Genomic DNA, 12,700 nt, shown 5'->3' on the forward strand with positions numbered 1-12,700 from the left:
CATGCCCGGCCCACTCGACCGACTCGGAGTTGCCACGAGTCTTGCCCACCGAGGGACCACACCATGACCCGCACCCAGACCCTGATCGCCGCCGCCGCACTGGCCCTGGCCGCTTCGGCCAGCTTCGCCCAGGCCCCGGCAGCCGCCCCTGCCGCTCCGGCCGCAGCCACCGCCCCCGCCGATGCGGCCCCCGCCGCCACCAAGACCACGCCGGCCAAGAAGACCGTGGCCAAGAAGAAGAGCCACAAGACCAGCCACGCCGGAAAGAAGACCGCCGCCGCGCACAAGGCCTGATGGCGGCCCGCTGTGGCGCGGATGCACACCGCGCCGCAGCATCACATGCATCAACGTCCGGCGAGTCGCTATGCTTGGCAGACACCACCATCCGGTGGGCCAGCAGGCCGGCTGCGCGTTTCTGCGCAGCCGGTCCCTTTCGAGGAACGACCATGTCTGCAGAAGCCGACGCTGCCACCCCCACACCCTCCCCCGCGGCCGGCCCCAAACCGGCCGCGGGCCACATCCGGCTGACCTCGCATAGCGGCGGCTTCGGCGCCCTGCCGATCCGCTGGGACGCACCCACCGCCGCCGAACGCGGCCCCGTGGTCGGCACCACATCCAAGCGCGCCCACCGCAACGTGATCGGCACGCACAGCGGCTCCTACAGCGTCTACCGCGCGCTGGCCGTGGCCGCCGGCGCGCTCTCGCGCCAGCACAAGGCCGACCTCACCAACACCATGCCGACCGACCTGATCGGGCCCTACCCGCAGTGGAGCGAGCCCGGCAAGATCGTGAGCCTGGACCCCTGGGGCGCCTCGGTGGCCGATGTCTTCGCGACCGAACTGGCGGCCGGCTACGACATCCGTCCGACCATCGCCGTGACCAAGGCCCATGTGATCCTGCCCGAGGTGCTGGAGGCGCTGCAGAAGGGCCGCCTGAAAGCCGACGGCAAGTTCCTGACCGCGGGCGGCGCCGCCATGGTGACCAAGGCCGCGATCGAGCCGGTCTGGTACCTGCCCGGCGTGGCCAGGCGCTTCGGCTGCTCGGAAACCGATCTGCGCCGCGTGCTGTTCGAGGAGACGGGTGGCATGTACCCTGAACTCGTCACGCGCTCGGACCTGGAGGTGTTCCTGCCCCCCATCGGTGGGCAGACCATCTACATCTTCGGCAACCCGCGCGACCTGGCCAACCCCGCCGTGGAGCTGACCGCGCGGGTGCACGACGAGTGCAACGGCTCGGACGTGTTCGGCTCGGACATCTGCACCTGCAGGCCCTATCTCACGCACGCCATCGAGGAGTGCATCCAGGGCGCGCAGCGCGGCGGCGTGGGCCTCGTGGCCTATTCGCGCAAGGAAGGCCGGGCACTGGGCGAGGTCACCAAGTTCCTGGTCTACAACGCGCGCAAGCGCCAGGTCGGCGGCGACACGGCCGACCAGTACTTCGCCCGCACCGAGTGCGTGGCCGGCGTGCAGGACATGCGCTTCCAGGAGCTCATGCCCGATGTGCTGCACTGGCTGGGCATCCGCAAGATCCACCGACTGGTTTCGATGAGCAACATGAAGTACGACGCGATCACGGGCGCGGGCATCGAGGTCGGCGTGCGCGTGAACATCCCCGACGAGCTGATCCCTGCCGATGCCCGCGTGGAGATGGACGCCAAGATGGCGGCCGGCTACTTCACGCCGGGCGTGGTGCCCGATGCCGAGGAACTCAAGAAGGCCAAGGGCCGGGGGCTGGACGCATGAGCGCCGCGCCGGGCCGCCCCAAGCAAGCTCGCTCCCCCTCAGGGGGACAGGCCACAGGCCGAAGGGGGTACCAATGACGTTCGACGGCACCTCCCTGGAACTGGACACCGGACACCCCGAAGGCGCGGCCACGGCGCTGCGCACCACGCTCGCGGTGCGCACCCGCGCGCGCCAGCTGCTCGAGCGCGCGCGCGTCGGCGCCTCGCGCTGGTTCCTCGTGCACGACGACGCGCTGCAGACAGCGGCGGCCGACGTGGCCGCGCTCACGCGCCAGCGCTACCCCGACCTCAAGATCCCGTTCCACAGCCGCTGGCGCCATTTCGAGGCGGGCGGCGTGGACCGCAAGGCCGAACTGGACGCGCGGCTCGCGCCGCTGGATCCGCCCGCGCGGGCCCGCGCCATGATCGATCTGGCCCTGGTCAGTGTGCTGCTGGACGCTGGCGCCGGCCCGGACTGGAGCTACCTCGAAGCCGCCAGCGGCCAGCGTTTCGCGCGCTCCGAAGGCCTGGGCGTGGCCAGCTGGCATGCCTTCCTGGGCGGGCTGTTTTCCAGCGACCCGGCCCACCCGCTGCAAGTCGATGCGGCCGGGCTGCGCGGCCTGGTGCCGGACCGGCTGGCGCAGGCCTTCCAGGTCGGCACCTCCAATCCGCTGGTCGGGCTGGAGGGCCGCGTGCTGCTGCTGCGCAAGCTCGGCGAGGCGCTCGCGGCCCAGCCCGAGGTGTTCGGCCCGCAGGGCCGGCCCGGCGGGCTGTTCGACATGCTGATCGCGCCGCTGGGGCCGACCGGCATCGCGCCCACGGCCACCGTGGCGGCGCACGACATCCTCTCGCAGCTGCTGATGTCGCTGTCGGGCATCTGGCCCGCGCAGAACAGCATCGGCACCCAGCCGCTGGGCGACTGCTGGCGCCACGAGGCCGTGTCCGGTCCCGGCCTCACCGCCGGCTGGATGCCGTTCCACAAGCTCTCGCAGTGGCTGACCTACTCGCTGCTCGAGCCCTTCCAGTGGGCCGGCGTGCACGTGGACGGCATCGATGCGCTGACCGGCCTGCCCGAGTACCGCAACGGCGGCCTGCTGCTCGATGCCGGCGTGCTGGCGCTGCGCGACCCTGCGCTGGCCCAGCGCAGCTGGCAGCCCGGCGACGAACCCGTGGTGGAATGGCGGGCCCTGACCGTCGCGCTGCTCGACGAGCTGGCGCCCATCGTGCGCGCCCGGCTCGGCGTGCCCGCAGCGCAGCTGCCGCTGGCCTGCGTGCTCGAAGGCGGCACCTGGGCCATGGGGCGCGTGCTGGCCCAGCGCTTGCGTGGGGGCCTGCCGCCGCTGCAGATCGCCAGCGATGGCACCGTTTTCTAGTTTCACCTCAAACCAATAAAGAAGCCGCCATGTCCAATGTCCACCTGATCGACCACCCCCTGGTGCAGCACAAGCTGACGCTGATGCGACGCAAGGACGCCAGCACCAACACCTTCCGCCGGCTGCTCAACGAGCTGTCCAGCCTGATGGCCTACGAGGTCACGCGCGACATGGCCATGCAGGAGATCGAGATCGAGACGCCGCTGGAGACCATGCGCTCCAACGTGATCGACGGCAAGAAGCTGGTGTTCGTCTCCATCCTGCGCGCGGGCAACGGCATCCTGGAGGGCATGCTCAACATCGTGCCGGGCGCGCGCGTGGGCCACGTGGGCCTGTACCGCGACCCCAAGACCCTGGTGGCCGTGGAGTACTACTTCAAGATGCCGCAGGACATGCACGAGCGCGACATCATCGTCGTCGACCCCATGCTGGCGACCGGCAATTCCGCCAGCGCCGCGGTCGAGCGGCTCAAGGAGCTCAACCCCAAGTCGATCAAGTTCGTCTGCCTGCTGACCTGCCCCGAAGGCATCGCCACCATGCAGAAGGAGCACCCCGACGTGCCGATCTACACGGCCGCGATCGACCGCCAGCTCAACGAGCACGGCTACATCCTGCCCGGCCTGGGCGATGCGGGCGACCGCATCTTCGGCACCAAGTAGCCGGCGCCGCCCCCCATGCGCGCCGCCTGCCTGCCCCTCGCCGCCGCGCTGGCCCTGCTGCAGGGCTGCGCCACGCCCCCGGCCCCCATGGCGTGCACCAGCGTGGCGCCCAACGCGAGCTACACCGGCCCCTACAAGGGCGAGGAGAACCGGCTCACGGCGGCCGACATGGCGCGCGACCTGCACTGCGCCGAGGCCTTCAAGGCTGCCAAGTACCCGCGCGGCTTCGTCGTGGTCTACGGCAGTTCGCGCCTGGGCGAGGACAAGGCCGGCGCGCCACCGACCGACAGCGGCCGGCTCTACCAGGCCGTGCGCCGTTTCGCCGCCGACTGGACGCGCGCGCACGGCACCCGCTTGCCGATCCTGACCGGCGCCGGGCCCGGCATGATGGAGGCCGCCGCGCGTGGCGCCACCGAGGCCGGCGGCCCCAGCATCGGCTACACCACCTACTACGGCCCGGCGCGTGAGAAGGCCGATGCGCGGATCGCCTTCCAGACCTGGCAGGGCCAGCCCATCGTCAGCGATGGCCTGGTGTTCACGAGCGTGGCCATGCGCGAATCCATGATGGTGCTGCACGCCGCGGCCGTGGTCGTCACGCCCGGCGGCACCGGCACCGAGTGGGAGATCTACCAGACCGTGGAGTCGATCAAGAGCCGCCAGCTCGACCCGGTGCCGATCTACCTGGTCGGGCCGCGCGCGGTCTACTGGAAGGGCTTCGAGCAGCGCGTGCAGGAGATGGCGCGCTTGGGCACCATCCGCGCCAACGAGGTCACCGACCTGGTGCGCTTCGTCGAGGATCCGCAGACCCTGACCGAAGCGCTCGCGCGCGACATGCGGCTGGCGCGCTGATCAGCGCTGCGTCACCGGGAAGATGTCCAGCGGCGTGGCGCTGCTGATGGTCCAGCGCACCTGGTTGCGGCCGTTGCGCTTGGCCACGTACAGCGCGCGGTCGGCCAGTTCCAGCAGTTCGTGGGCGCCGGGGTAGCCGTCGCGCGGATCGTGGCAGGCCACGCCAAGGCTCACGGTGACGCAGGGCGCCACGCTGGAGGCCTGGTGCGGAATGGCGAGTGCCTCCACCGCGCTGCGGATCTTCTCGGCCACCCTTTGCGCGCCGATCTTGTCGGACGCCGGCAGCACGGCGGCGAACTCCTCGCCGCCGTAGCGCGCCAGCACGTCGGTGGCGCGGTTGATCTGCTCGCGCGCGGCGTGGGCGATGGCCACCAGCACGCGGTCGCCGGCCGGGTGGCCGTAGTTGTCGTTGTAGGCCTTGAAGCTGTCCACGTCGAACATCACCAGCGCCACCGGAACCTGGCTGCGCTGGGCGCGCTCGAGCTCGGCCCGCAGTTTGTCGTCCAGGTACTTGCGGTTGTAGATGCCGGTCAGTCCGTCGATCACGGCCTCGCGCGAGAGCCGGTCCGAGCGCAGCTGCAGCACGCGCTCGCGCGTGGCCAGCGTGCTCGTGTCGGTGATCTGCAGCAGACACAGGTGGCCGGCCCCCGGCTGCGCCACGGGCGTGATCGTGACGGACTGCGGCAGGCGCTGGTCGGCTGCGCGGTGCTCGGCGCGCGCGTAAAGCGGCAGCGGCGCACGGTGCAGCACGTTGGACAGCACGATGGGCAGGCGGTGCCGCAAGGCATTGGCCACGGCCTTGCGGAACGGCGCCGACAGCGCTTCGGGAAACACCTCTTCCAGCGTATGACCCTGGGCGTCGGCCAAAGCGATGCCGGCGTAGCGGCTGATCCAGGCGTTCCAGTGCAGCACGCGGCCCTTGCCGTCGAGCAGCACCAGGCCCAGCGCCAATGCGTCGGACAGCATGGGCCAGTTGACCTTCAGGCGCGGTGCGGTCATCGGTGCGGTGAAAGGGCCGGAGCCTCGTACCCGTTGTTCAAATGCGCGCCAGGAACCTGTCGACGGCGGCGATGAGCTCGTGGAACGAGGCCGAACTCAGCAGAAACACGAGCGCGCCGTGCGTCTCGCGCTTCTCGATGGTGAGGTCGATGTGCAGCACCAGCACCACGGGCTGTTGCATGTCCGAGGTCAGCTCGTGCAGCACCGTCTCGGTGCGGTTCACGAGGTACTGCGGCAGCGTGCTGGTCATCTCCACGCCCAGCATTTCCGAGATCGAGGCCATGCAGGCGTTCAGGATGATGTTGCCCAGCTCGCACATCGCTTCCTGCTCGAACTCGGGCAGGTCGTCCACGCTGACCTGCGAGCCCAGCATCTCGCGCACGATCTCCAGCGCCTTGTCCTCGGTGAACAACAAGGAGGCGGCGACCGAGAAGGCACCGCTGAAGTCCTGCCGCACCGCGCCCAGCCGCTCGCTGCGCAGCAAGGCCAGGCTGGTGCCGAGTTCCTCGCGGCGGCAGAACGCGATGCGCGGGATCGACAGCAGCACCTCGTCGCCGACGATCTCCGACAGGCTGGCAGCCGCATGCCCTGCGCCGACATTGAACATCTCGGCCAGCGCGTCGGTCTGCAGTTCGGTCAGCGTGATCACGCGGCCCCGTCGAAGAAGTTGAGGGCCAGCTGCACGCTGCGATCGCTGACCGGCTTGGGCACGAAGCAGGCGCCCATGGCGGCCGCCCTGGCCTGGTGCGCGGCCTGCACGTTGGCGGAGAACACGACCATGCGCACCTGCGGATAGGCCTGCAGGATGCGCTCGGCCACGTCCGTCCCGATGGTGCCCGGCATGTTGATGTCCATGCTCACGTAATCCGGCACGCCTTGCGCCAGCCGGGCCAGCGCCTCGTCGCCGGTTTCGCATTCCTGCAGCGTCCAGTGGGGTTTGCGGGCCGCCACCAGGGTGCGGATCATCATGCGCGACACGCGGCTGTCGTCGACGATCAAAAGGGTCTTGGGAGGCGCGCTGGACATGGGGCCGATGGTGCGTGGGCGGTCGGAGCCACACAATAGTCGAATACGAGGGACAAATTCTAGGCCCTCGCATTGCACAATCCGGCGCCTGCCACCGTCGGCGCGGCCGGCCCCGCCAGCGCCTGGCACGGAAGCTGCGCCGCCCTCCCTCCCACTGCACTTGCCCGCCGCGCCACGCGGTACCGCCTCAACCCCATGCTCGATCTGCTCGTCACCCACGCCACGCTGCCCGACGGCGCGTCCGACATGTCCATCGCCGTGCAGGACGGCCGCATCGTGGAGGTCACGCCCGGCCTGCAGGCGCCCGCACACAAGACACTGGACGCGGCCGGCCTGCTGGTCAGTCCGCCTTTCGTCGATCCGCATTTCCACCTGGACGCCACGCTGAGCCGCGGCCTGCCGCGCATCAACCAGAGCGGCACGCTGCTCGAGGGCATCGCGCTGTGGGGCGAGCTCAAGCCGCTGCTGACCGCCGAGGCGCTGATCGAACGCGCCGTCGCCTATTGCGACTGGGCCGTGGCGCGCGGCCTGCTGGCCATCCGCAGCCATGTGGACACCAGCGATGCCAGCCTGTTGCCGGTCGAGGCCATGCTGGAGGTACGCCGGCGCGTGGCGCCGTACCTGGACCTGCAGCTCGTCGCCTTCCCGCAGGACGGCGTGCTGCGCAGCCCGGGTGGCCTGGACAACCTGCGGCGCGCGCTGGACCTGGGCGTGGACGTGGTCGGCGGCATCCCGCACTTCGAGCGCACCATGTCCGAGGGCGCGGCCAGCGTGCAGCTGCTCTGCGAACTGGCGGCCGAGCGCGGCCTGCCCGTGGACATGCATTGCGACGAATCGGACGACCCGCTGTCGCGCCACATCGAGACACTGGCCTTCCAGACGCAGCGCCTGGGCCTGGCCGGGCGCGTGAACGGCTCGCATTGCACTTCCATGCACAGCATGGACAACTACTACGTGAGCAAGCTGCTGCCGCTGATCGCCGAGAGTGGCGTCAGCGTGGTGGCCAACCCGCTCATCAACATCACGCTGCAGGGCCGGCACGACAGCTACCCCAAGCGCCGCGGGATGACGCGCGTGCCCGAGCTGCTGGCGGCCGGCGTCACCGTGGCCTTCGGCCACGACTGCGTGATGGACCCCTGGTACGGCATGGGCTCGGGCGACATGCTGGAGGTGGCGCACATGGGGCTGCACGTGGCGCAGATGACCGGCGAGGCCGGCATGACCCAGTGCTTCGAGGCCGTGACCAGCCAGGCCGCACGCGTGATGGGCCTGTCCGGCTACGGGCTGGCGCCGGGCTGCGACGCGAGCTTCGTGCTGCTGCAGGCGCGCGACCCGGTCGAGGCGATCCGCCTGCGCGCCACGCGGCTGCAGGTCGTGCGCAAGGGCCAGGTGCTGGCACGGAGCCCGGCCGCCACGGCGACGCTGCACCTGCCTGGCCGGCCGGGGACGACGGCCTTCATGCCGGCACGCGCCGCATCCGTAACGTAACGAAATAATTCGCAGCGCACGTTTCGGGCGCGGCCCCGCTAGCCTCGTCTCGGCACAACAGCCGACAGGCGCGGCGGGAGGCTGGCGTGGACAACGAATTGCGCAAGCAGGTGCAGGCACGCCGGCAGGCCTGGGCGCGGGCCGGCACCGACGAGGAGCTGGGCAAGCCGCTCGAGGAAGCCGGCTTGTGGGGCCTGGCGCTGTCCGGCGGTGGCATCCGCAGCGCGACCTTCTGCTTCGGCCTGCTGCGCGCGCTGGCGCGCGAGGGGCTGCTGCTGCGCTTCGACCTGCTCTCCACGGTGTCCGGTGGCGGCCACATCGGCGGCCTGCTGGGCCGCCTGTTCTCGCGCGCCAGCTCGCCGCAGGAGGCGGCCCGGGTGCAGCAGGCCCTGGGCGCGGCGCGCACCAACTGGTTCGTCTGGTGGCTGCGCGCGAACGGCCGCTACCTCATTCCGCGCGGCGCGCGCGACGCGACCTTCGTCGCCGCGCTGTACCTGCGCAACCTGGTCGCCATCCATTTCGAGCTGGGCATGCTGGCGCTGCTGCTCGGTGTGCTGCTCACGGCGGTCAACCTGGCGGGCTGGCAGCTCATGCACCACCTGGGCTTCACGCACGCCACGCCCGTGTTCGCCATGCTGCGCAACCTGCCGGACTGGGTGCCGCTGTGGCTGCCCATGGCCTGGCTGCTGCTGCCCGGCGTGGTGCTGGTGGGTGCCACGCGGGCCATGGCCTACTGGATCGTGCCCTGGCTCACGCTCGCGCGGCGCTGGGCCCTGGCTGGCTGGCTCGCCGTGGCGGTGGCCACGGCCTGGCTGGTGTCGTGGTACTGGCGTTTGGTCGCGGCCAGCATCAGCCCGGTCGGCGAAGTCATGCGCACCACCTTGTGGGCGGTCACGGCGGCCCTGCTGCTGCTGTGGCTGCTGGCCGTGCCCGTGGGCGCCTTGGCGCTGCGCCGCGCCCGGCTGCGCTGCGCCGGGCCGGCGGCCGAGGCCGCGCGCAGCGATCTCACGGCCCGGCTGGCCAATGCCTTCCGCTGGTTCAGCGCGGTGGCGCTGGCCGGCCTGATCGACCGCGCCGCCTGGTTCCTCGCCTTCGAACTGGAACCGCTGACCGAGGCCGGCCAGGGCGCCGCGGCGTTGTGGCTGGCCGTATGGGCCGCCGCCATCCGCACCGTGCTGCCGCTGGCCTCGCAGCTGCTGCCCGGTCGCGTGCTCACGCGCGCGCTGCTGGTGGTCGGCCGCGTGCTGGGCTACGGCCTGTCGTTCGCGCTGTGCGTGTGGTGGGTCTCGCTCGTGCAGAAGGCGGTCATGGGTGCGGTGTTCAGCTACAACGGCGCGCAGTTCGCGCAGGGCTGGCAGATGTGGCTGCTGTTCCTGCTGCCGCTGGCGGCCTTCTTCCTGGCCACGGCGCGCAACGTGGAGTTCCTGAACCTGTCCTCGCTGCACGCCTTCTACCAGGCGCGCATCGTGCGCAGCTACCTGGGCGCGGCCAACGGCGCGCGCCTGGGCGCCGGGCCGGGTGCGCTGTCGGCGCTCGGCGAGGTGCCGCCGGTGCTGCCCGTGCGGCGCCGCCACATCCCGGTGGACGACCTCAATGCCGACGACGACATCGCGCTGGAGCGCTACCGGCCACAGGACTGCGGCGGCCCCGTGCACCTGCTGAACTGCTGCATCAACCAGACGCGCGACCCGCGTGGCGGCCTGTTCAACCAGGACCGCCGCGGCCTGCCACTGTCGGTGGCCTCCGGCGGGCTGATCAAGGTCTCGCAGGAGGACTGGGAACGCCCGCTCGCCCAGGGCCTGCCCAGCCTGGGCGGCTGGATGGCGATCTCGGGCGCGGCCATCGCGCCGGGCCTCGGCAACCTCACGCGCGGCGGCATCTCGGCGCTGGCCACCTTCGCGGGCATCCGGCTGGGCTACTGGTGGAACGTGTCGGCGCGCACCGGCGCCGAGCGCCGCTGGCCGCGCTTGTTCGTCAAGTCCTGCGGCGTGCTCAGCGAAACCTTCGGCAGCTTCCTGGGCGGGCGCGGCGACAACTGGTTCCTGACCGATGGCGGCCACTTCGAGAACACCGGCGCCTACGCGCTGCTGGCCGAACGCTGCCAGGTCATCGTGCTGGCCGACTGCGGCGCCGACCCGCGCTATGGCTTCGACAACCTGGAGGACCTGGTGCGCAAGGCCCGCATCGACCTGCAGGCCGACATCCTGTTCCAGCGCCCGCGCCGCGTCGCAGCGGCCGTGGGGCCCACGCCGGCGGGCCTGTCGCGCTTCGGTTCGCTGAACGATCTGGCCTCGCCCGAGAGCACGGCCTGCCTGGCGCTGGCCAAGGTGCTGTACGGCGGCGCGCGGCCCAGCACCGGCATCCTGCTCGTCATCAAGCCCAACCTGTGCGACGGGCTGCCCGTGGACCTGGTCAACTTCAAGCGCCAGAACCCGGACTTTCCGCAGGAGACCACGGCCGACCAGTTCTTCTCGGAAGCCCAGTGGGAGAGCTACTTCCACCTGGGCACCTTCCTGGGCCAGAACCTCAGCCGCGCCTGGATCGCCGAGCTGCTGCGCGACCCCGGCGCCTGGTTCGAGGACGACGACTGCTCGCCCTTCGCCGCCGCGCAGGCCGGCCGCGCGGCCCAGGAGCAGGAGGGCGCGCGCGTCGCCGCCGGCGGCCGGCTGCCGGCGCGCATCAGCGGCACGGCCACGGCCGTGGGCGCCACGCTGAGCCTGGGCGCCGCCGCCACGCTGGGCGTCACGGTGTGGCAGGCGATCGAAACGGCGCGCAGCGTGTACGCCAAGCAGACGCAGGACGAACGCGGCGCGCTCAAGGAATTGGCCGAGCTCTGGGCCAAGGCCACGCCCGACGGCCAGGCCCGGCCCGACCCGGCGACCGCCGGCAACCTGGCGGCCGCCCTGCTGCGCACGGCCGACACACTGTGCCCGACCGACGAGGCGCGCTGGTTCACGCGCTCGGACCTCGCGCGGCGCATCCACCAGTCCGCCATGCAGCAGTGCGCGGCGCTGACCGAGGCCCTGCCGGCCGCCTGCGCTGCCTTGCTGGCCACCGGCGAGCGCCATGCCGATACGCGCGCCAACGGCAGCTGCCTGGTGCCTGCGCCCGAGATCCTGGCCGTGGCGCCGCCGCCGCGCTACTGGGTCTACGACTACACGGGCAAGGGTGCGGCTTCCAGTTCCCACCCCTGCGATCCCGTCGTCGCCGAGCGGCTGTACCTGCAGCAGGCCGCCACCGGCGCGCCGCGCGACGGGCCGCCGGCCAGCTGCCACTACACGGGCCGCTTCGCCGAGGGGGCGTTCGCGCGCCATCCCACCGCGGCCGGTGCCCCCACCGCAGCGCCTTCACCGGGCGCAGCGCTGCCGCCGCTGCCCCCGCCTGTGCCCAGCCACGAATGCGCCGGCATCACGGTCTTCATGCAGATCTACGGCCCGAGCCAGCGCCGCGCCGTGTGGCCGCTGCGCCGCACCTGGCGCGCCATGGGCGCCGAGGTGCCGCCGCTGGAGGACGTGGTGGAAACCGCCAACGCACGCGGCTACGCGAGTCCGGTACCGGTGGACAAGACCACGGTGCGCTTCCACGACCCTGCGGCGCTGGCCTGTGCGCGCGCGCTCGGTCCCAAGGCCGGCTTCAACGACTGGATCGTCGAGCCGCTGTCCGCGCGCTACCGGCCGCGGCCCAACACCGTGGAAGTCTGGGTGGCCCCGGCCGACACCACGCTGCAGGACCATCCGCTGCCACCGGTCGAGAGCCGGCCACCGCCCGTGCCGAAGTCGCGCGCAACCCCCTGAGTCGCAAGACCCTGGCCACGCAGGGCCGGCCGCGGCCGCCTATGCTGCGCACCTCCAACATTTCCAAGGCTCCCAAGCACCATGCCCGACCTGTCCGCCTTCGCCATCACCAAGAAGTGGCCCGCGCGCCATCCCGAGCGTCTGCAGTTGTATTCCCTGCCCACGCCCAATGGCGTGAAGGTTTCCATCGCGCTGGAAGAGACCGGCCTGCCCTACGAGGTGCACCGCGTCGCGTTCGACACCAACGACCAGCTGTCGCCCGAGTTCCTATCGCTGAACCCGAACAACAAGATCCCGGCCATCCTGGATCCGAACGGGCCGAAAGGCCGGCCGCTGGCGCTGTTCGAGTCCGGCGCCATCCTGGTCTACCTGGCGGCCAAGACCGGCCAGCTCATGCCCACGGACGAGGCCGCGCGCTATGAGACGCTGCAGTGGCTGATGTTCCAGATGGGCGGCATCGGGCCCATGTTCGGCCAGCTCGGCTTCTTCCACAAATTCGCCGGCAAGGACTACGAGGACAAGCGCCCGCGCGACCGCTACGTGGCCGAGTCGCGCCGGCTGCTCAAGGTGCTCGATGGCCGGCTGGCCGGGCGCCAGTGGATCATGGGAGACGACTACGGCATCGCCGACATCGCCGTGTTTCCCTGGGTGCGCAACCTCGCGGGCTTCTATGGCGCGGGCGAGATCGTGGGCTTCGACGACTTCCGCGAAGTGCGGCGCGTGCTCGATGCCTTCGTGGCACGGCCGGCCGTGCAACGCGGGCTGGCGATCCCGCCAGCCCCCTGAGCCCGG

Annotated in this window: 11 protein-coding genes; 8 read left to right on the plus strand and 3 right to left on the minus strand. The window is 71.3% G+C overall.

The window, feature by feature from the left end; genetic code table 11:
• Positions 1-63 precede the first annotated feature (63 nt).
• The 5 genes from IE209_RS24470 to IE209_RS24490 all read left to right on the plus strand — a co-directional run bounded on the left by IE209_RS24470 (position 64) and on the right by IE209_RS24490 (position 4,601).
• A complete protein-coding gene (locus tag IE209_RS24470) occupies positions 64-294 on the plus strand; it encodes a hypothetical protein (protein WP_189689506.1) in 231 nt (76 codons plus the stop codon).
• 152 nt (positions 295-446) lie between these two features.
• Positions 447-1,742: a GTP cyclohydrolase II gene (locus IE209_RS24475; RefSeq protein ID WP_189689507.1), complete on the plus strand. Its 1,296-nt coding sequence runs from the start codon at positions 447-449 to the stop codon at positions 1,740-1,742.
• A gap of 73 nt (positions 1,743-1,815) precedes the next feature.
• Positions 1,816-3,093: a URC4/urg3 family protein gene (locus IE209_RS24480; RefSeq protein ID WP_189689508.1), complete on the plus strand. Its 1,278-nt coding sequence runs from the start codon at positions 1,816-1,818 to the stop codon at positions 3,091-3,093.
• A gap of 29 nt (positions 3,094-3,122) precedes the next feature.
• Positions 3,123-3,752 (plus strand): uracil phosphoribosyltransferase, encoded by a 630-nt coding sequence (gene upp / locus IE209_RS24485; protein WP_114469240.1) that lies wholly within the window; start codon positions 3,123-3,125, stop codon positions 3,750-3,752.
• Positions 3,753-3,767: 15 nt separating this feature from the next.
• Positions 3,768-4,601, plus strand: coding sequence for an LOG family protein (locus IE209_RS24490; RefSeq protein WP_189689509.1), 834 nt, complete (start codon positions 3,768-3,770; stop codon positions 4,599-4,601).
• On the opposite strand, the gene IE209_RS24495 is transcribed toward IE209_RS24490, so the two are convergent.
• Genes IE209_RS24495 through IE209_RS24505 form a run of 3 tightly spaced genes read right to left on the minus strand, consistent with a single transcriptional unit; the run spans position 4,602 to position 6,626 of the window.
• On the minus strand, positions 4,602-5,600 hold the full coding sequence (locus IE209_RS24495) for a GGDEF domain-containing protein (protein ID WP_189689510.1): 999 nt from the start codon (positions 5,598-5,600) through the stop codon (positions 4,602-4,604). It lies immediately after the preceding gene.
• Between the two features lie 37 nt (positions 5,601-5,637).
• The gene (locus IE209_RS24500) at positions 5,638-6,249 is read right to left on the minus strand and encodes a chemotaxis protein CheX (RefSeq protein WP_189689511.1); all 612 of its coding nucleotides are present in this window, start codon (positions 6,247-6,249) and stop codon (positions 5,638-5,640) included.
• On the minus strand, positions 6,246-6,626 hold the full coding sequence (locus IE209_RS24505) for a response regulator transcription factor (protein WP_189689512.1): 381 nt from the start codon (positions 6,624-6,626) through the stop codon (positions 6,246-6,248). Before IE209_RS24505 ends, IE209_RS24500 begins: the two co-directional genes overlap by 4 nt.
• Before the next feature lie 195 nt (positions 6,627-6,821).
• Between IE209_RS24505 and IE209_RS24510 the strand changes: the two genes are divergently transcribed.
• The 3 genes from IE209_RS24510 (at position 6,822) to IE209_RS24520 (ending at position 12,694) form a co-directional block, all read left to right on the plus strand.
• Positions 6,822-8,114 (plus strand): amidohydrolase family protein, encoded by a 1,293-nt coding sequence (locus tag IE209_RS24510; protein WP_189689513.1) that lies wholly within the window; start codon positions 6,822-6,824, stop codon positions 8,112-8,114.
• Positions 8,115-8,200: 86 nt separating this feature from the next.
• The gene (locus IE209_RS24515; protein WP_189689514.1) at positions 8,201-11,908 is read left to right on the plus strand and encodes a patatin-like phospholipase domain-containing protein; all 3,708 of its coding nucleotides are present in this window, start codon (positions 8,201-8,203) and stop codon (positions 11,906-11,908) included.
• Between the two features lie 81 nt (positions 11,909-11,989).
• Positions 11,990-12,694, plus strand: coding sequence for a glutathione S-transferase N-terminal domain-containing protein (locus IE209_RS24520; protein WP_189689515.1), 705 nt, complete (start codon positions 11,990-11,992; stop codon positions 12,692-12,694).
• Positions 12,695-12,700 lie beyond the last annotated feature (6 nt).

Origin of the sequence: Pseudorhodoferax aquiterrae, from assembly GCF_014652235.1 — a bacterium.
In the GTDB taxonomy this organism is placed as follows: domain Bacteria; phylum Pseudomonadota; class Gammaproteobacteria; order Burkholderiales; family Burkholderiaceae_C; genus Pseudorhodoferax; species Pseudorhodoferax aquiterrae.

Bases quoted from the DNA above. Each gene is read 5' to 3' on its own strand.
- IE209_RS24490 (WP_189689509.1), top strand. From the start codon at position 3,768: ATGCGCGCCGCCTGCCTGCCCCTCGCCGCCGCGCTGGCCCTGCTGCAG.
- IE209_RS24510 (WP_189689513.1), top strand. From the start codon at position 6,822: ATGCTCGATCTGCTCGTCACCCACGCCACGCTGCCCGACGGCGCGTCC.
- IE209_RS24495 (WP_189689510.1), bottom strand. From the start codon at position 5,600: ATGACCGCACCGCGCCTGAAGGTCAACTGGCCCATGCTGTCCGACGCA.
- IE209_RS24470 (WP_189689506.1), top strand. From the start codon at position 64: ATGACCCGCACCCAGACCCTGATCGCCGCCGCCGCACTGGCCCTGGCC.
- IE209_RS24520 (WP_189689515.1), top strand. From the start codon at position 11,990: ATGCCCGACCTGTCCGCCTTCGCCATCACCAAGAAGTGGCCCGCGCGC.
- IE209_RS24480 (WP_189689508.1), top strand. From the start codon at position 1,816: ATGACGTTCGACGGCACCTCCCTGGAACTGGACACCGGACACCCCGAA.
- upp (WP_114469240.1), top strand. From the start codon at position 3,123: ATGTCCAATGTCCACCTGATCGACCACCCCCTGGTGCAGCACAAGCTG.
- IE209_RS24475 (WP_189689507.1), top strand. From the start codon at position 447: ATGTCTGCAGAAGCCGACGCTGCCACCCCCACACCCTCCCCCGCGGCC.
- IE209_RS24505 (WP_189689512.1), bottom strand. From the start codon at position 6,626: ATGTCCAGCGCGCCTCCCAAGACCCTTTTGATCGTCGACGACAGCCGC.